Origin of the sequence: Quyinboa ferrireducens, from assembly GCF_042436675.1 — a bacterium.
In the GTDB taxonomy this organism is placed as follows: domain Bacteria; phylum Bacteroidota; class Bacteroidia; order Bacteroidales; family UBA5342; genus JBHJHP01.
The window spans coordinates 1-21,433 of sequence record NZ_JBHMVA010000022.1 but is presented as its reverse complement, the minus strand read 5'-3'; the positions used below and the strand labels follow the sequence as shown (position 1 = coordinate 21,433).

Annotated in this window: 8 protein-coding genes; all 8 read left to right on the top strand. The window is 40.8% G+C overall.

Features of this window, described 5'->3' with window-relative positions; genetic code table 11:
* Positions 1–61 precede the first annotated feature (61 nt).
* The 8 genes from ACE01N_RS19350 (at position 62) to ACE01N_RS19315 (ending at position 21,279) form a co-directional block, all read left to right on the top strand.
* Positions 62–1,474, top strand: a complete 1,413-nt coding sequence (locus ACE01N_RS19350; RefSeq protein ID WP_380592513.1) for a hypothetical protein — start codon at positions 62–64, stop codon at positions 1,472–1,474.
* 79 nt (positions 1,475–1,553) lie between these two features.
* Positions 1,554–2,993: a BNR repeat-containing protein gene (locus tag ACE01N_RS19345; RefSeq protein ID WP_380592511.1), complete on the top strand. Its 1,440-nt coding sequence runs from the start codon at positions 1,554–1,556 to the stop codon at positions 2,991–2,993.
* 293 nt (positions 2,994–3,286) lie between these two features.
* Positions 3,287–6,100 (top strand): two-component regulator propeller domain-containing protein, encoded by a 2,814-nt coding sequence (locus tag ACE01N_RS19340; protein WP_380592529.1) that lies wholly within the window; start codon positions 3,287–3,289, stop codon positions 6,098–6,100.
* A 217-nt stretch (positions 6,101–6,317) separates the two neighbouring features.
* Positions 6,318–8,372 (top strand): beta-L-arabinofuranosidase domain-containing protein, encoded by a 2,055-nt coding sequence (locus tag ACE01N_RS19335; RefSeq protein WP_380592509.1) that lies wholly within the window; start codon positions 6,318–6,320, stop codon positions 8,370–8,372.
* Between the two features lie 48 nt (positions 8,373–8,420).
* Entirely contained in the window at positions 8,421–12,404 is a 3,984-nt protein-coding gene (locus ACE01N_RS19330) for a beta-L-arabinofuranosidase domain-containing protein (RefSeq protein WP_380592507.1), read from the top strand.
* A gap of 17 nt (positions 12,405–12,421) precedes the next feature.
* On the top strand, positions 12,422–14,500 hold the full coding sequence (locus tag ACE01N_RS19325; RefSeq protein WP_380592505.1) for a beta-galactosidase: 2,079 nt from the start codon (positions 12,422–12,424) through the stop codon (positions 14,498–14,500).
* A 449-nt stretch (positions 14,501–14,949) separates the two neighbouring features.
* Positions 14,950–18,129 carry a LamG-like jellyroll fold domain-containing protein gene (locus tag ACE01N_RS19320; RefSeq protein ID WP_380592503.1) on the top strand — a complete coding sequence of 1,060 codons (3,180 nt, stop codon included), beginning with the start codon at positions 14,950–14,952 and terminating at the stop codon, positions 18,127–18,129.
* Between the two features lie 351 nt (positions 18,130–18,480).
* Positions 18,481–21,279: a T9SS type A sorting domain-containing protein gene (locus ACE01N_RS19315; RefSeq protein WP_380592502.1), complete on the top strand. Its 2,799-nt coding sequence runs from the start codon at positions 18,481–18,483 to the stop codon at positions 21,277–21,279.
* The last annotated feature ends 154 nt before the right edge of the window (positions 21,280–21,433 follow it).

Sequence of the window (21,433 nt, the reverse complement as noted above, 5' to 3'; positions counted from 1 at the left end):
TTCTTTAGGTCAGTATCTGACCCTTAACGTGAGATTTTAATTACATATTGAAAACGACATTATGACTAAAGTAGGTTTATTTGGCATTGGATTAGATACATATTGGAATCAATTTGATGGGTTATTAGATAATTTGAAAGGCTATCAAAATCAGATTAGAACAAGACTTACTGCATATGGTGTAGAGGTAGTAGATGCCGGAATGGTTGACAGTACTGATAAAGCAATTCTTGCGGCAGATCTGTTTAAAAAGCAGGATGTGGAAATTGTCTTTTTATACATATCAACATATGCACTTTCAGCGACGGTATTACCGGTTGCTCAAAAAACAAAAGTGCCAATAATAATTTTAAACCTTCAACCTGTTTCTGCACTTAATTATGAAAAATTCAATGCATTAAACGATCGTGGAAAGATGACAGGAATCTGGCTGGAACATTGTCAGGCCTGTTCAGTTCCTGAAATAGCTAGTGTATTTAACAGATCAGATATTAAATATGATATCATAACCGGGCATTTAAATGAGGATTTAGCATGGCTCGAAATCGAAGCCTGGACTGAAGCCGCACATGTTGCCTCAGTTATGCGAAAGAACCGTTTAGGTATTTTGGGTCATTACTATAATGGGATGTTGGATGTTTATACAGACCTTACAAAACAGTCATCCACTTTTGGAACTCAGATTGAATTGCTGGAGATGTGTAAGCTTAAGGAGTACCGTGACAATGTAACACCAAAAGAAACGGAAGATAAAATCGGAGAGTTTAAGGCTGTTTTCGACGTTGTAGCTGAATGTGATATTGAGGAACTTGACAGAGCTGCCCGCACTTCTGTGGCGCTTGACAAGTTAATTCAAAATCATAATTTAGGCGCAATGGCTTATTATTATGAGGGGACTACCGGAAATGATTATGAGGATATTGTTACATCCGTTATTGCTGGAAATACGCTTTTGACAGGGAAAAATATTCCTGTGGCCGGAGAATGTGAAGTTAAAAATGCCCAGGCCATGAAAATTATGGCGGAATTTGGTGCCGGAGGATCTTTCTCAGAGTTCTATTTAATGGATTTTGATGAAGATATTATAATGCTTGGTCATGACGGTCCGGCTCATTTTGCTATAGCTGAAGGGCGTGTGAAACTAGTCCCATTACCAATGTATCATGGGAAACCGGGTAAAGGACTTTCCATTCAAATGACAGTAAAACATGGCCCTGTGACTCTTCTTTCTGTAGTGGAAGGCAAGGAAGGCATCTTTTTTTTAGTGGCCGAAGGAGAATCAGTAAAGGGACCTGTACTTGAAATTGGGAATACTAATAGTCGATATCGTTTTTCGATTGGTGCGAAAGAATTTATGAACAGTTGGAGTAAGCAGGGACCGGCGCATCATTGTGCAATTGGGATTGGGCATATCGCTGATAAAATTGAGAAACTGGCCTTTTTATTCAATATCCCTTTTGTTAGGATTTGTTGATGTTAAACGATAGTTTGTAACTTCAGTCTTAATCGGATAATTTGGTTCATTATTTTTAAAGTATAAAAAATAAACGCAAATGAGATTAGCTTTATTGGGTTTGGCTATTTACTTTTTTAATGTTTTTAGTGCGGGTATTGATCTGACTCCAAATGAAATAGATGAAAGTCGGGTTCATTTAGATAATGAACTCACAGTATCGTGCGATACTGTGACTGACCAGGCATTTGTTACAGAAAGCGGAGCAAATTTTGTATCCTTTCAGCAAAATGCTGTAATGACTTACAGAGGTTACCAGTATATTGTTTTCTGGAATAAGGAAAAACAGGTGTGTTTATCGCGTAAAAAACTACCCGAAGGAAACTGGAAAACAATTGCATTCACCGATTATATATCTGATCACGATATCAGTGACGGACATTATTCTATTTCTTTTGGAATTTGTAAAAATGATGGTACTATACATCTGTCCTTCGATCATCATAATGATGAACTACATTACCGAGTTTCAGAAGAAGGATTGGCGAATAAACCTGAATCAGTTAGTTGGTCCGCAGAATCATTCAGTGCGGTAAAAAACTATCTTGAAAGTGGTGTTATTTTGAATGAAGCCAAATTCCCGGGCGCAATTACTTATCCGCGTTTCATTTCAAAACCAAACGGAGATATGCTGTTTGAGTGTCGGACCGGTTGGAGTGGAGACGGGAATTCACATTTATGGGAATATTCCGGAGTCAATCACTCATGGACTTACATAGGAGAATATCTTCATGGCAGGTCAGATGGGATGCCTGAGGGATATGTGAATAACTGCGGGTACATTAATGGATTACATTACACACCCGGAGGAACACGGTTACATGTTTCTCTGGTTTGGCGTGATTCACCTGATCCCAACAGTAATCATGATATTTGTTATGCGTTCAGCGACGATGATGGACGTACCTGGTATAATAGTGATAGCATGCTAATTGGAACAACCGGAAGTTCTGATAAACGGAAATTGCTGAATTTTTATTCAGAAGGATTTAAAGTACTGACAGTTGGTCAAAATCGTGGCTTGATTAATCAGGAAGCACAAGCGATAGATAGTAAAGGAGGCATTCACATATTACAATCATATTTGAAAGATAATGCCCGAGGAAATTCCTGGTACGACAGAAGAACTAAGTCATATATGAGACACATTTATCAGGATAAAAATGGTGTTTGGCAAAATGATGTTATTGCAGAATCAAGGATCGATCGTGGTGACATTGCAGCAGATGCTTTGGATAATTTATATGTTTTAGGTCCGGATTACAGGGTTTACATGGCCAAAGCAAAAGAAAACTGGGACACATGGCATGAGTTTGATGTTTCCCAGGATGGGGAAGCCGTAGCCGAAGGTCTAATCGACCGTGAAATGTTATTAAAAAATAATGTCTTATCTTTTGTTTTGGCTGAAAGTGATTTGAAAGGTCATATTATCGTGCCTCATTACGAATTACCCGATGCAGTCTCAACAGTTGCAGAATAGACAGTATAGTTTGCTTTTTTTGAACCAAAGTATTTTAGTGTTTTATTTATTACAATTAGATGGTATTACTTAATAATACGGTTTACATTGCTACTTTTTCACATTTTGGATTTCATACCGTATTGCGTATTCAGTAAGAAAACGGGGTTTATATAGATACACCTTAGAATCAGAGGTATCGACGCTGGGTGTTTTTCAATATTTAAAAGTTTTAAATCCTTACCCGATTATTATCTTTGTATCTTAAGCTTATAGTTTAGATGCGAGTATTAAAGCTAAATAGATTCTTTTTGATGATTACCATTCTGGTAGTTGGACTCGATTCAGCTTTACTATCTGCACAGCAAATTACGGTTAGGGAAATTCCGGCACTCGATAAACTGCCGGTGAATGCCATTCACCGTATTTTCCAGGACAGTGATGGGTACATGTGGTTTGGTACATTTAACGGACTTTGCCGGTATGACGGATATGAAGTCATTACTATTCGTTCCGATTTTCAACATCCCGATCTGCTGGCAGATAATTACATCACTTATATTAACGAGGATCAGAACAAAAACATCTGGTTTGGTACATTAAAGGGAGCCTATATTCTTAGCAAAGAAAACTACAAAATAACACCTGTTGATCTGGGTGAACTTTCATCTCAAAATGTTTTTTCGATTAATGTTACTCATGATGGCACAATCTGGATCAGTGTTTCAGGAAAATTACTCCGGTTTAAGTCCGATGGTGAATTAATTAATACATACGATATTAGTTATGATAATGCGCCCCGCAGCGTGTATTTTGTATATGAAAACACGGATGGCGAACTCCTCATTTCAATAACCGGTGGTGGAATGTACCGGTTGGACAGGCAAAAGGATCAGTTTGAACCTTATTTTCATAACCGGAATTATATGGATATTGAACGTATTATCCGGGATAAGGAGCACAACTGTTACTGGCTTGGAACCTGGGGCCGTGGCATTGTTCGGTTCACACCTGATGCAGAAAACGAATCCCAGCGTTATGTTCCGCAACCCTTGCCTTTGGATGCCATGAATCAGCCGGTTGCGGATCTTTTTCATATGGTAAGAGATGATGAATTTGGCTATTTATGGGTGACAACCCAGAAGAAACTGTTTGCATTCCGGATTAATGAAAAAGGTATGCTGGAACAGGTTGATACCTCACCATTTCTGGATTCAGATAATAAAATGCTGTATGAAATCTATAAGGACAGGGAAGGTAAATTATGGGTTTCTGCATTTGATGTGAAAAGTTTCATTATTGATATTCATGAACATAAGGTAAAAAAGTATCCACTAAAGGGTTTAAGGGACAGGATCAGGGCAAATCCCGCTATTGTTGCCTTGTATTATGACAAGGATAGTCTTTTCTGGCTGTCGCAGGAGCGATATGGATTATACATGTATGATGCCAAAACGGAAGGCCTGATGCATTATTCAGAATGTGAAAGTGTCAGAAATCTGCCATTCTGGTATGTTCAGGACATGATTGGTTCTAAAACTGAAAACATGATTTGGGCTGTGACTTATGGATCTGAGGTATATGGATTGAGCCATGACCGATTGAATATGAAGCTGCAAGTGCAGATAAAACTCAACGACGTTTCAGATAATCCTGGATTAGTGGCTTCTGTATGGGAGGATAATGCCGGTAAACTTTGGATCGGAACCAGCACGGGTTTATATGTTTATCACATTTCCGGTAAACAACTGGAACCTTATGCAGAAGATCTGGGTCATGTAGCAGATATTACTGAAACAAATGATGGAACGATTTGGCTTGCCGTGCAAAACAAAGGCATCTGTTCCATTGACTCCAAACTGAAACTTACCTGGCATCCTTTTAAAAAGGATTTCGTTTGTATTGATGCTACCAGTGATGGAAACATTTGGCTTGGTACCGGAAAGGGAGAGGTGCTGAAGTACAGTTTAAAAGATAACAATCTGGAGGACTACAGTCTGGCCTGTGGTATGAAAGGAGATATCATTAACAATGTGGTTGTAGACGAGTACAATCATTTATGGATTGTAACCAATCAGAATATAAAAGAATATAATCCATATAACAGTGCATATCGCATCTATTCTACACGAAACAGCGACTATCTGGTGACCCGGTTTCTCTCGAATGCTGTGTTTTACAATAAACCGGATGAGATATTCTTTGGTGGGATTTCAGGTGTCATCTCCATATCGCCTTCTCAACAGTTGGAAGGGATACCCGAAAAGGTAACTACGCATATTACGGACATTCGAATCGGAGGAAAGAGCATTCTGATGGATTATACGAATGGTAAAAGGAATGACGAGTTACTGAATATTTCTCCGGATGAAAAGAATCTTGAAATTGACTTTTCCTCGCTGGATTTTCATCATTTGGATCAGATCCGTTATGCTTATCGTATGGAAGGGCTTGAGGATGAATGGGTTTATCCCGATATAGGTATAAATACAGCATTTTATCGTAATCTTAAAAAAGGAGATTATACTTTTCAGGTTAAGTCAACAGACAAAAACGGGTTGTGGAGTAATCAGGTAACATCACTGAGTATTGTACAGCAGCCAGCATGGTTTGAGAGCTGGATGGCGTATGTTATTTACTTTTTGCTCGGATTAAGCGCTTTAATTTATGGTGTATACATAGTTGCCCGACGGACAGAACGACGTCATAAAGAAAAATGGGCGGATAGTGCAGAACTGGTTAAAATGCATCAGTATGTTGATAGTAATGAAAGCGCATCAACTCCGGAATTCGTAAAGATTGACAAGACCATGATCGATAAGGTTACACGGATTGTTGAAAGCAATCTGGATGATAGTTCTTTCAATATTGACAGCCTCGCCAATGAAATGAACATGTCCCGGTCCACTCTTTCCCGAAAGATAAAAGTCATTACCGGTAAAACGGCCTTTGAATTTATCAAGGAGATTAAGATGGCGCATGCACGAGGTATGCTCGAAAACAAAACAGCAACTATTACCGAAGTTATGGCTGCTTTGGGGTACAGTGATTATAAAAACTTCACAGAATCCTTTAAAAGCATTTATGGAATTTCACCCGGTGAATACCAGAAAAGAACCAAATCCTGACGCTGATTTGTTTCACGGTTCGGGATCAGTGCCATGCAAACGCACGAAAATATCATGGTATTTTTCTTCAAATGATTGGGGTTTTTATTCATTTCAGACTTGCCCTGTTACCCCCTTTGAATTGATTTATAACCCATAAGAGTTTGTTTTTTTATTCCTTTCCTTTGATGTTGGATTTTTTAACTATTCACAATATCAAGGTTTAAACATCATGCATATGCAGAAAGCTTTTATCGTTAAAATCACTTCAGGGTTTAATTATTACATGTCAAAAATTAATGTAAGATCAGGTTTCCTGCTTCTGGTGACGTCAGTTTTGTTCATCACATCCTGCACGTCAACAGGTAAAGAAAAAACAGTAAAAGTAGAAGCAAGGGAAAGGCCGGTAAAGATTTCTGCCGTTAAAAACATTACCGGGTTTTTCGGACACCGCATGGACGTTAACCGGAAAAACTATCTGGAAACTTTTCCAATAGATAAATATGTCGATTTTATTGTTAAACGGGAACATACGGATTGGAACTGGACACAGGCGGAACAGCATGGAAAGTGGGTTGAGTCGGCCTATCTGTCTGCAATCCAGTCTGATGATCAGGCTTTACTTGCTAAAGCAAAAGATGTATTGGACCGGATTATTGCTTCACAGGAAGAAAGTGGTTATGTTGGTGCAACAGCCAGAGATTTTCGTTCTGCTGAACGCCCGGTGAGGGGGATGGATCCTTATGAATTGTATTTTGTATTTCATGCTTTTATGACAGTTTATGAGGAGACAGGGAACGGAAAGGCTCTGAATGCTGCCGAAAAACTTGCCGGATACTTTTTAGAATACTTTGGTCCCGGTAAGCAGGAGTTCTGGCCATCAGATTTACGTCCACCGGAAAACATCCGGCACAAGTTGGCCGGAACGTCACAGTTTGCCGGTCACAGTGTGCATTATTCATGGGAAGGCACTTTGCTGGCTGATCCCGTAACACGGTTGTATGAGCTCACCGGTAAACAAAAATATCTGGACTGGAGTCAATGGGTGGTAAGCAATATTGATAAATGGAGTGGCTGGGATTCATTCTCCCGCCTCGATTCAGTTGCCGACGGAAAGCTTGGTGTGGATGAACTTCAGCCCTATGTGCATTCCCATACCTTTCATATGAATTTCATGGGTTTCTTAAGGTTATACCGCATAACCGGGGATGAATCGCTATTAAGGAAAGTGACCGGTGCCTGGAATGATATCAATGAACGACAAATGTATATTACCGGTGGCGTAAGCGTGGCAGAACACTATGAACACGATTATGTAAAACCACTTTCCGGAAATATAGTGGAAACCTGTGCCACCATGTCCTGGATGCAACTCACACAAATGCTGCTGGAACTGACTGGTGATGTGAAGTACGCGGATGCCATTGAAAAGTTAATGATTAATCATGTATTTGCAGCCCAGGCAGCTGAAGAAGGCATTTGCCGGTATCATACACCACCAAACGGTACAAAACCAAATGGATACTTTCATGGTCCAGACTGCTGTACTGCAAGTGGACACAGGATAATATCATTGATTCCAACGTTTGTTTATGCGGAGAACGGAAAAGATTTTTATATTAACCAATATCTGGCATCGGATTATGAAGGGGATGCATTCAAATTCAGGATCAATACCACATATCCTGAAACGGATAAAATTGAGCTGGCAATTGTATCTGAAGATCCTGTTGACAAAAACCTGATGTTAAGAATTCCTTCCTGGTGTAAAGCACCTGAAGTAAAATTAAACGGCAATATAATTCCTGAAGTCACACCTGGAACTTATCTTCAGCTTTCACAGAAATGGAAGAAAGGGGACAAGGTTGAAATTCGTTTTCCGATGGAAGAGAAGTGGATTACAAGAGCACATCACAGTGATTATACCATGTATTATTTACCGGGAGGGGAACACATGTATAAAGAGGTTCCTACAGAAATTATTCCTTCAGCTTTTATGAGAGGACCGGTTGTTTATGCTCTTGATATGTTTTGGAATACTCAGCTGGACGCTTCAGCAGATCTGAATAAAGACATTAGAATTAATACATCCGTGTTACCAGTTCCGGTTCAAAAACAAGATGATAAAATGCTTGGGCCGGTTTATGAAACAAAAGGACTCTTCAGGGGAAAAGAGGTTAAACTCGTTCTCACCCCATTTGTCAATATAGGACAGTGGACCCGGACAGATCTACCGGATCCCGACAGACATTCCAATGCTTACACATACGGTATATGGTTGAATCATATTTAGTGGATTAAAGAAAGAATAAAGGATAATATAATGAAACTTGCCATGAAAATGTTAAAGACTTTAATGATTCTGTTTGCCTTGACAGGACTGACTGCAAATGCGCAAACTCTTGTGAATGTTGCACCCAATGCATCATCCGTAACAGCATCATATACGGCAGCATGGAATAATCTGAATGCTGTGAATAACCAAACTGCTGGCTTTGGTTTAGCGGGTGGTGGATTACCTTCTTTAGGTAACTCTGAAACATGGGGATCCTGGAGCAATAACCGTCCGGCATCTCAGTGGCTAAGTTATGAATGGTCCGATTCGGTATCCGTTAATAAAGTATCTGTTTATTTCTGGTGTGATAATGCTGGCTCAACGGCAGGCGATGGCGTAGCCATGCCTTCTTCCTGGAAAATTCAGTACATGAACAGCAGCTCGTCTGAATGGCAGGATGTTACGTTATCTGATGGACAGGCATACCCACTGAATATTGCATCTGTCAATGCTGTTGAGTTTGAACCGGTAAAGACAAAAACACTACGGTTATTTCTGAATGCTTCAACCGACGGAACTTCTTATGCGGCATTGGGTGTAACTGAATGGGAGGTTTATTCAGAGTTTGCAGATCCTTCTGTGTTGGTAAATGCATCTAAAATTGTTTTATCGGATGTCAGGGGAAAATCCACAGCAACACTCAATGTTAAGGGTATCAATATTCCGGAAGAAGGAATTGATGTGGCATTTAAAAATGGATTAAGCGGGGTTGAGCTATCAGCAGCACATATTTCACAGCTTGAGGCACAGTCAGTTGGCGGCTACAATCTGACTATGACATTTAATTCCGTGGAAGGAACAAGTGCCTTTGATACGCTGACATTTCTAACCGGTTCAACACATAAAGATATTGTTGTTAATACCTCCAGGGACAACGACTGTTTCCAGGAGAAAGTTCTGAACCTTATTTACGATCCGCGTTTTCTTACCATGGATCGGTATTCAACCTGGAGCAATCCTCCTACACTTGTTACCCTTTCTGATGGGGAGGATATTAAATGCGGTGCTACATGCTTAAAACTGAATGGCACATCGGGTATTGAGTCTCCGAATATGTATTTTGATGCTACTGAGTATAAAGTGAGCGGATGGATTAAAACCAATGGTACCTTCGAAACAGGAATTTATGGTAACGGTGGTGTGTTCACAAGCACTGATGATGCAACAGTGGAGCAGGCCCGCGATTATATTTACTTTTTGATACCGGATACCGAAGGAGAATGGCAATTTTTTGAGCATACGTTCAGTGTGGCAAATCCCGTAGCTGGTGGTGCCTGGGTAAATAACGGCCATAACGAAACGGCAACTACTGTTTATTTCGATAACTGGCAGATTTATGATGCAAGCGATTCATTAAGTTCAGATACCGGTGGTACGCATGAATATCATGATTACCCGATTGAACCGGTTTCATTTACAGAGGTAAAACTTAACGACGCTTTCTGGTCGCCCCGTATTCTTCAAAACCAGGAAACAACCATTCCTATTGCACTTAATCAGTGCTACATCACCGGACGTGTGGATAATTTTAAGAAAGCCGGTGGTTTAATGCCAGGTTATTTCTCTACAGAATACACCTTCGACGATACGGATATTTATAAGATACTGGAGGGAATGTCGTACTCCATTCAAAGTCTGCCCAATAAGGAACTGGAAAAGCAGATGGACACACTCATTTATTATATAGAAAAGGCACAGGAAGAAGATGGTTATTTGTATACAGCCCGTACAGCAGGCGAACCCGGTAATTTACACGATTGGGTAGGAGCACAACGCTGGGAGAAAGATCCGGATCTCAGCCACGAGCTGTACAATTGTGGTCATCTTTATGAAGCAGCAGTGGCGCATTATAATGCAACAGGCAAACGGTCATTACTGGATATAGCCATTAAGAGTGCTGATCTTCTTGTGAAAGACTTTTTAGTGGGCGGTTTAACATATGAGCCTGGTCATCAGATTGTTGAAATGGGACTGGTTAAATTATACCGGGTCACAGGAAACAAAGATTACCTTGATCTGGCTAAATACTTTCTTGATTTGCGCGGAACCAAGGGTGTGATGCGAAAAGAATACAGCCAGAGTCATTTGCCTGTCGTTAAACAGACTGAAGCAGTTGGACATGCTGTTCGTGCGGTGTACATGTATTCCGGAATGGCTGACGTGGCTGCCTTAACGAATAACCCCTCGTATCTGCATGCCATTGATACGATTTGGGAAAATGTGGTTGATAAGAAATACTACATCACCGGTGGAATTGGTGCCAAACATGACGGTGAGGCCTTTGATCATAATTATGTTTTGCCGAACAAGGAGGCCTATTGTGAGACCTGTGCGGCTATCGGAAATGTATACTGGAATCACCGTATGTTTTTAATGCACGGACAGTCAAAATATTACGATGTGATAGAACGCACATTGTATAATGGCATTATTTCCGGAATAAGCCTTTCAGGCAATCTTTTCTTCTATCCGAATCCATTGGAATCAGACGGGGAATACCTGTTCAACCAGGGAGCCAATACCCGTAAAGAATGGTTTGGCTGTGCATGTTGCCCAAGTAATTTATGCCGTTTTGTGCCTTCCATGCCGGGGTATATTTACGCACAGAAAGGTGACAGCATTTATGTCAATCTTTATGTTCAGGGAGAATCCACGATCAGTCTCAATGAAGATACGGTACGGATTACGCAGGTTACCAATTATCCGTGGGAAGGGAATGTCAGTCTTACTGTTAATCCTGAAACATCAAAACCATTCAGTCTTCTTCTCCGTGTTCCGGGCTGGGCAAAAAATAACCCTGTTCCCGGTGAATTGTACAGCTATCTGGATGTCACTGTAAACAACATTACCTTATCTGTAAATGATGAACCGGTGGAATATGAGTTGAATGCAGATGGCTACATTGTGCTCACAAGAACCTGGACATCGGATGATGTGATTCAGATTAATTTTCCGATGGATGTACACCGGACCGTAGCTAACGAACTGGTAGAAGAAGATGCAGGTAAAGTGTCACTGGAACGCGGACCGATTGTATATACGCTGGAATGGCCGGATAATGGCGGACATGTACTGAACAGTGTTATTGAAGACAATAATCAAATTACTGCTGTAAGTGAACCGGAATGGATGAATGGAGTGGTGAGTCTTCTGATTGATGGTAAGATTGCTACCGCTGATCGTGAAACAAATACCATCGTACTTCAGGATAAGAAACTGAAAGCCATTCCTTACTATGCCTGGTCGAACCGTGGTCCCGGAGAAATGGCAGTGTGGATTGCCAGGAGCAGTGCGCATGCCGAAGCCACACCGGCAACAGATACACTTGTTTTCGATGTGCGGGTGAAGCCGGAATATGGTCCTGACAACACGGTTTATCCTTTTAATACTGTGGTTATTAACGATCAGCTTTTAAACGATGCATTAGGATTAAGTACTGCCGAGTTAAGGAGTAGTTTTGGTTCAACCCTAAAATATGCAGCATTAAGTCCGGCCGGAACGCTGAATACAAATTCCACTGCAACAAATCCGGGGCACTGGTTTGATCCGGACGGATATGTGACGAACTGGAATAGCAATTCCGTTGTTTTCTCTGAATTCGACATAAATAATCTGTCTTTTAAAATAGGGTTATTTCCCGGATTAAGTGATGAAGGGGATACATATACCGTTAGCCAGGCACTCACATATTCCACCGGGACTATGGCTCGCCGTGTTGTGTTCAAATTTAATGTTATGGTAACAAACGCAACAGGAATTGATACGGATAAAAGATCAGAAGAACAAACTGCATTGATTTACAGCACAGGAGATCAGCTGGTTGTCACTAATATTTTATCTGATACAGATATTCGGATTCATGATATATCTGGCAGACAGTTTTTTAACGATGAAGCCGGGTCTGCAATATTTAAAGTAAGATTGCCATCCGGTATTTATATCGTTACAGCAGGTAACACAAGGCAAAAGGTTTTAATTGTGGGTAAATAATAAGCAAGGCTTTAGTTATGGGCAATAAAATAATTCTGACAATTGCAGGTCTGTTTGTTTTCATAATATTGAAAGCTCAGCCGGAAAAATTTGATAATATCTTATATGGTGTGGCCTACTATCATGAATACATGCCATTTGAGCGTCTGGATGAGGATGTACGCATGATGAAGGAAGCCGGGATATCGGTTGTCCGGGTTGGAGAATCCACCTGGAGTCTGTTTGAACCCCGCGAAGGTGAGTTCGAGTTTGCATGGATGGACCGGATCATTGATAAAATGCATGAGGCAGGCATAAAAGTAATTCTGGGAACACCAACCTATTCTATTCCTGCATGGCTCTGGCACAAGCATCCGGAAGTTTTACTGGAGTACAAAAACGGTGGCAAGGCTTATTATGGCATCCGTCAAAACATGAACATCACTGATCCAACTTACCTGTACTACAGCGAGCGGATCATTCGAAAAATGATGGAGCATTATGCACAGCATCCGGGCATCATCGGTTTTCAGGTTGATAATGAAACCGAAACGCGCGGCGTAAACAACGAAAATTATCAGGTCGGCTTTGTGAACTACCTGAAGGATAAATTTAAAACACCCAAAAACCTGAATAAAATCTGGGGATTAAACTATTGGGGAATGACCATTGATAGCTGGGAAGAGCTTGCTCCACGCGACGGCATTACCAATACAGGATATAAACTGGAATGGGAAAGGTACAACCGTAAATCCCTGGCAGAATTTCTGACCTGGCAGTCAGCCATTGTCCGAGAATACAAACGCGATGACCAGTTTATCATGCAATGCTTTATGACATCGGTAGAAAATGTGGATCAGCACGAAAGCGCTAAATTAATGGATGTGATGGGCGTAAATGTGTATCACCAACAGCAGGACCACCTGACAGGACGGGAAATCGCTTTTGCCGGTGATTATTTCCGTTCGGTGAAACATAAAAACTACCTGATTACCGAAACCAATGCGCAGACCACAGGTTGGGATTCCAAAAACCAGCAGCCGCCGTATCCCGGTCAGCTACGGCAAAATGTATATGCGCATTTGGGCTCAGGTGCCAACATGGTGGAATACTGGCACTGGCATTCCATTCATTACGGGCAGGAGATCTACTGGAAAGGAATTTTGTCGCACGACATGAAACCCAACCGGGCATATGCTGAGATGTCGAAAACTGCACACGAACTTCAGGCTATTGGTAAAAAGCTGGTTAACCTGAAAAAGGAGAATAAGGTAGCCATATTGTTCAGCCATGACTCGAACTCAGCCTTAAATTTTATGCCGTTTAATCACCAGGGAAATTCCTGGAATTATTACAAGTATCACCAGATGGATCAGTTCCATAAAATTCTGTATGAAAATAATGTAGGTGTTGATTTTGTTTTTCCGTACGATGAAGATTTCAACGATTATGAATTGTTAATCATACCTTCATTATATGTAGCAGACGATGAATTGCTTGAAAAAATAAAATCCTTTGTGGCAAAAGGAGGACATGTTATTATGCAGTTTAAAAGCGGATTCAGCGATGAAAACTCAATGGTGCGCCCAACAGTTGCGCCGGGCCCTTTACGCAAGTTATGCGGTTTTTATTACCAGGAATTTTCAAGTATTGGAGAAATGACCTTAAAAGGTGATCCGTTTAAGGTTGGTGAGAACCAGAATAAAGTACATACCTGGGCGGAATACATTATACCGGAAACAGCAGAGGCATTGGCATATTATGACTACAGGTATTTTGATCAGTATCCGGCCATTACGTCGAATGACTACGGAAAAGGTAAATTAATTTACGAAGGTTGTATGGTTTCAGATGCCATACAGGAAAAAATAATACTGAAAGAACTGGAGAATATGGGCCTCAAAACAGCCGATCAGGATCTGCACTGGCCTTTAATCACCAAATCGGGTAAAAATGATGATGGTAACACCATCCGGTATTACTATAATTATTCATCTGAACCCAGGGAAATTAAATATACATATCAAAAAGGGACGGAGTTGTTAACGGATAAAACGGTGAGGAATCAACAAAACCTGAGCATTGAGCCGTGGGGTGTCATTATTATTGAAGAATAGGATCAACGTTATCCAATAATGGGACAAAAATAGTCATAACGAAAGGATGCGAAGCCGTTTGATAAAAAGGGGAAAACTGATATAACAGAGATAATTAAAAGGAAGATGGAAGCAAATAAAAGGTGCAGGATGGAAAATGGAGACGCTTTCAACTTTAATGCACATCTGTACCGCTTTCCGAAACATCAGTTAATGTAATTAGGGAAATGAAAAAGATAATTTGTACAAAAGGTTTAACTCTGATTATTCAAAAAAAATAGATCTGAAAGAGTGTTGCCGATGATAAATAAAAAATACAGATACTGAATTAGATTAAATGGTAATATAAAAGAATTCTCACAACGAATTATTGTAGCACATCCTTCATTGAGGAATCTTAAATAACTGGTATTTTAAAGGATGACAGGGCAGGTAAAATGGAGTGGAGAAGTAATGGATAAAGGAATTTTATGAAAAAGGGAAGAACATTAATTTTAGGAGCAGTAGCTTTTTTTTGTGCTGTAAGTTTACAGGCGCAGGTGCCTATCACGGTAACAAACGGTGATTTTACTTTGCCAGGCGTTAAAACCAATTTTGACAATGCGGGGAGTGTTCCCGGCTGGAGTACAGATGGCCCAATTACTGATTCCGGTGTAGAAGCCGCCGGTAGTGCTTTCTGGAAAGGGGTTGATGGATCGGCTTACAACCTTACAGATTATATCATCGGAACAGGGGATGAGTTTACGTTAACCTTCGATGGGTTTGATATTTATAGCGGTGCTAATAATTTTGTGGCTTCATTATACTATGATAATGGAGACGGTGTCAGAAATGTGCTTGCCAGTACTACATTTAATGGTTTAGGTACCAGTCCCGAAAGTTTGCAGGTATTTGCAACTGCAACACCGGAAGCTATAGGCTCGTATATCGGCATAGAGTTTGATGCAAAAAACAATGGATGGACTGGAGTTGATAATGTGACGTTAACCAAAACTGATACATGTGGCAGTGTTGAACTGACAAGCGCTGTAAAAGTAAATGATGGCGATACCTTAGATTTAAACTGTGCTTATGCCATTGTCGGAAATACCGTTGAGTTAATCCCTAACAGTCTTGATTCAGCACAAACCAACGATTGGCACTGGGAAGGTCCAAACGGATTTTCTGCCGATGTGAAAAACTTAAAACTTGTTGATGTCGAGACCAATCAGAGCGGAACATATTATGCTACATATTTTAACTCGTGTGGTAATGTGTTTACTCAACTTTTTCATTTGACTGTTTCCGCACAGGAAAATGGAGCAAGATATTTTTGGCCTGAATACAATCCAACGATAGCCTTTACGCCGGAAAACCCAAATTTACCTATGCCAACTCAGAATTTGCCCGATCAATGTGGGGGGACAGATTACAATTATAATTGGTGGACATTTAAAAAAGGTCCCAATGCGAATTCATTGGTTACAGACGAAGCCATCGATTCCATGTTAAAATACTTTGATCGGGAGTTTGCTTATTTTTCTGATGAAATGGGGTGGCCAAGGGATAAACGTGCAAGAAACGGTTACCGTTCAGCGATCTATTTATTTGGATCTGGTTTGTGTACAGATGATGCAGACAGCACCGCCTTAGGTGGTTGGATGGGTGTAAGCACGTATAACGGTGAAGCCTGGCCTAACGTTTTGGCATCTTATTTTCCTGTCAGCAGATTTGATCCAAATATTCCGGATGATGGTTCAATGGGGGCTATGATACATGAAGGGATTCATGCAATCCTGGCGGACATGCCTGGTTGTAAGGATGCGGCATGGTTTCACGAAGGAGGAAATACCTGGTTACAGCAGGAAGCTGCTTCCAGAAGATCAGGTGGTTATGGTGCAATGGGATTCTTAAATGCAGGTACGTTTGTAGCTCCGTTTATGCCAATAGAATGTTACAGTGGCTGGTTGCAGGATGGATCATTTGGAGGTCCAGCTGCAGAAGGTGTATATCAGGGAGATTATGCCAGTACCTGGAGAACACTTTTAGGTGGTACGCAATATGGAAACGGATTCCCGGTTTATTTAGCTCAGGCTTTGGGTGATAAGAGTATTCCATGGATATGGCAAAATTGTCCTTCACGTGTATTAGAAGGTATTGCTGATTCAATAGGAGAAGAACAGATTCGTCGTGTGATTTATGAATACAGAGCGAAACAGGCATTGGTAGACTTTGGACCATGGACGAACTCAATCAGAGATCTGATCAATGGATACTCCGGTATCAATATTATTGCTGAATATGAGCCGGCATGGTTACATCCTGAACCATGGACTTCAACACCCTACGTAAAAGTGACAAAGGATACTGCCGGATGGTATGTTCCGGAAGCAAGAACAACGCCGGGATGGTCAGGAGGTAATCAAATCCCGTTTCATGTATCAGGAGATACAGTAGTCATGTACTTCCAGCCATTGGATGTGAATATGACCTGTCAGTTGTGTTACAGAACTTCAGACGGACAAATGATTTACGGACAACCAGTTTTTGGCGGGGAATGTATGATCGCATTGGATCAGCAACCAGCCAACGGAGTAGTCTTTGCGGTGGTATCAAATACGGATTATATTTATAAAGGAGAGAAAACCCGTACTCATCATTATGACTATCGTATAAAACCGGTGAAAAATGTATTATACAAAGCAAACATTTATAAGAAATGGTTTAATTACAATACCATTATAAATGATCCTATGCCTGTAGAAATTGATACTACACTTGTTTTGTTGCATTCTTATCCCTTTGAAGACGGTACCGCAAAAGATACAGTCGGAATTGCAGACGGAACACTTGTTGGGGGTACAATTTCAGATGGTATTTATACAACATCGGCACAGGGAGAATACGTTGACCTTCCCGGAGATTTAATTGGTATTAATAACTATTCGGCTGTTACAGTTGAAGCATTTGTTAAAGCAGGTACAACGAATACGGCAAACACAATGATAAGTTATTTCGGAGGTACCTCAGGGACATTCGGAGTAAACTATTTCTACATTACGCTGGCAAACAACAATGCCAGCAGTGCTGCTATTTCATGCGAAAACACAACGTCTCCCTGGGCAGCTGAGGACAGGGTATATGGTACGAAGCATGACGACGGTGGGCTTTACCATCTGGTCAGTACACTTTCTGGCGACGAAATTACATGGTATGTTAATGGTACTTTAGTTGGGAAAAAGCCCTTTACCGGAAGCAACAGAATTCAGGCCCTTGATAATTCATTTGCTTACTTATGTAAAGGCGGATATTCTGCTGATGCAACATGGATCGGTTCAATTGACGAATTTAATATCTATCAGGGTATAATGGATGAAAACACGATTGCTGCCCGGGCTGCAAATTTCCTTGTTGCTACTGATATCCGGATCGTAAAGAGTAGTACGCAGCCAGAAATGATCATAACCCCGACTGTATTGACGAATGGAGCATTTCATTTGAGAAATGCAACTAATGCAAACGTCAGGGTGTTTAATGTCACCGGACAGTTGGTAACGGAATTTGAAGCAGATTCAGATGTGACTGAGTTTTACCTGAATAAATCTCAAATGTATCTTATCGAAGTCAGATTGGATGGTAAAACCAGATTATTTAAAGTGATCAAGGTGTGAGATTATTTCTCTGGTTAAAATGCCTGGTCGGTATAAGAGCCCGGTATTAGCTTCAGAACCGGGGCGCATTTTCACATAAAACACATTTGTGCTGATTCCCGAAACATTAGTTATGGTGTTCCTGTAAAGGATTAAGTTAGTTCACAATATTATTTATACATGGTCTTACCGAATACTAATGAGGTGAAAAACAGGTGTTCGCTGACGTCCAACAGATTGGCAGAAGCCACTAATCAGGGGCAAAGCCCGGTAATATTATAAAGGGAAATTAGTAAAGGAATAGAAAAACTAGGTATATTGAGACTAAAAATAGATTGAACAGTTATATAATTTTTTTAAGTAATACATATTATGAGAAATTCTAAACAAGTAGTTTTAACCTTCCTGCTGACTTTTATGTCACTGGGTTTTGTGCTTGCACAACAGGATTCTGTAAATCTTGCCCCTGATGCTAGCGTAACAACCTCATATGTTTCCCCCTGGGAGACATTGGGAGCAGTGAATGACGGTAAAGAGCCAACCAGTTCTGCAAAAACAGGAACGGCTTATGGTAACTGGAACGGAGAAGGGGATTATGGTATTTATAACTGGGTACAGTATGAATGGACCAAGGCTGTGAATATTACATCAACAGCAGTATATTGGTGGGATGATAATCCGGGTGCCGATGTGGGAATTGCACAACCGGATGATGCTTATATTGAATACTGGAATGGTGCCGCATGGATAAACGCCGGAAATATTGGTACTGAACTAAACCAGTATAATCAGTTAAATTTAGGTAGCGTCTGGGCTCAGCGCATCAGGATTACTATGAAAAGTCCTGCAGCAACAGGAATCCTGGAGTGGAAGGTTTTCGGGCAGACTGGTGGAGATTGTGAGCCTACAGCATTTGGTGTTTCTCTGAATGTTAACGGTACAGATATCAGTGAATCTGATTATGTTAAGATACTGGTAGGTGATGATCTTGTTATTACTGCAGATGCGCAGGATGGTGGACAGTACTTCTGGAGCAGTGCGAATGGATTTGCAGCAACTGGAAGCCAGGTTAGTTTAGAAAATATGCAGTTGAATCAATCCGGTTCTTACACTGCAATGTTTATAAATGAATGTGGTGCAATTTCAGAATCAGTGGTATACGTGACTGTTGGGGAGACCAATGATGGATCAGCGTATACATGGCCTGCATATGATCCGCCTATTTATTATGATTTCAGAGATGAATTTCCTGGTTTGGAAATGCCAACAAAAGACCTCGACGATTGCGCCAATGTGGCCGGTCGAAAGTCATCCGAATGGTGGACTTTTGTATGGGGGCCAAACAGACGTCACGATGTAACGGACGTAGCCATAGATAATATGCTTGAAAGATTCAATAAAGATTTCGCCTATTTCCGCGATACCATGGGATGGCCACCTGATAAACGGGCAAAGAATGGATACCGAAGTGCCATATATTTATATGGTTCAGGTATGTGTGTAGACGGTCCCGATACTGATACCACAACATTAGGTGGATGGATGGGAAGCATTAATTACCAGGGCGAGAACTGGCCAATGGTATTGGCTTCGTATTTACCTGTAAGGAGTTTCGATCCTCAATATGCCGATAGTTATCAAACAGGAGCTATGATCCATGAAGGTATTCATGCTGTATTAGCTGACTTACCCGGCGCTAAAAACTCGGCATGGTTTCAGGAAGGAGGAAATACCTGGTTACAGCAGGAAATGGAATCCAGAAAATCAGGAGACTACTCTTCTATGGGCTTTTTAAATGTTGGTGCATTAATTGCGCCGTTTATGCCGATTGAATGTTATAGTGGTTGGTTGCAGGATGGTAGCTTTGGCGGCCCTTCAGCAGAAGGCGTAAATATGTTTGAGGGATCTCAGCAGATCTGTACCTGGAAAAACCTTCTGGGCGGAAATCAGTATGGTAATTTATTTCCAACAATGTTTAGTGAGATATTCGGTGATCACAGTGTTGCCTGGATATGGCGTTATTGCGAGAACAGGGTGCTGGAAGGTATAGCTGATACGCTGGGCGATTATCAGATGAGAAGACTGATCATGGAGTACCGTGCTAAACTGGCGCTGGTGGACTTTGGTAAATGGACAACTGCAGCAACAAAGTTACTGGATGCTAATTTTGGAGTAGGTATTGGTGCAGAATGGCAACCTTCATGGTTGAACCCACGCATCTGGAATGCAACTCCTTATGTTATAACATCCGATGACGGTACTGGTTTACTTACACCGGAGTACAGGACAACACCGGGATGGTCAGGTGCTAACCAAATTCCTTTGATAGTGAATTCAGATACGGTTAGCGTTGAGTTTCTTCCCATTGGTAAGAATATGAGTTGCCAGTTGTGTTACAGGGCTACTGATGGATCTGTCGTTTACGGAGAGCCTGTGCTTGCCGGAGAATGCAAGCTGGCATTGGATAAACAACCTGCTAATAATGTGGTCATTGCAGTGATATGTAATACAGATTATATTTATGAGGGTGAAAAAACCAGAAAGGCACATTTTGACTATAAACTTAGAATGGGTAAAGGCATAAAGGAGCGTGCAAGCTGGAAAACCAAATGGTATCGTTGGAATTCAAATCTAACGAACACAACAATCCCTGTTTCAACAGTTAATTTCTATTCGGGTACCAGAACTGTTGATGTTGGTTCAAGCGTAAAATTTACGGACCAATCAACTAATGTTGTCAGAGATTATTTATGGGATTTTGGGGATGGAACCACAAGTACCGAAGAAGACCCGGAGCATACTTATGATACAGCCGGAACCTATACTGTTTCGCTGACGGTGACAGGAACTAATGGAAGTATAACAAAGACAAGAACGGATTATATTACAGTTGCTTCAACAACAGGGATCAATGGTCTTAAATCTGATAAAAAGATAGTGGTGTTCCCGAATCCGGTTAAATCAGATAAGGTGATTAATATAAAATTCGGGAAGGATCTGACATCACCTGCAGTAATAAGACTGACAGATATAAATGGTAGGCTTATCGCAATAAAAAACACAACATCAAACACAACGCTGGATTGTCCTGAAAATGTGAGCCAGGGGGTTTATTTTGTATCCGTTAAAACAGGAGAAGATACTGAAGTGCACAAGCTGATAGTACAATAATAAGGTAGCCTCCTGAAAAGTGTGTAAATGAGGAAAAGTTATCCTGATTTTTTTGAGCCATATCAGGCTCGTTAAAGAAATCGGAGATAACTTTGACAAATCAGAGGACACACAATGGATAAAAAAGATTTATTAAACAGTGATTTTCTAAAGC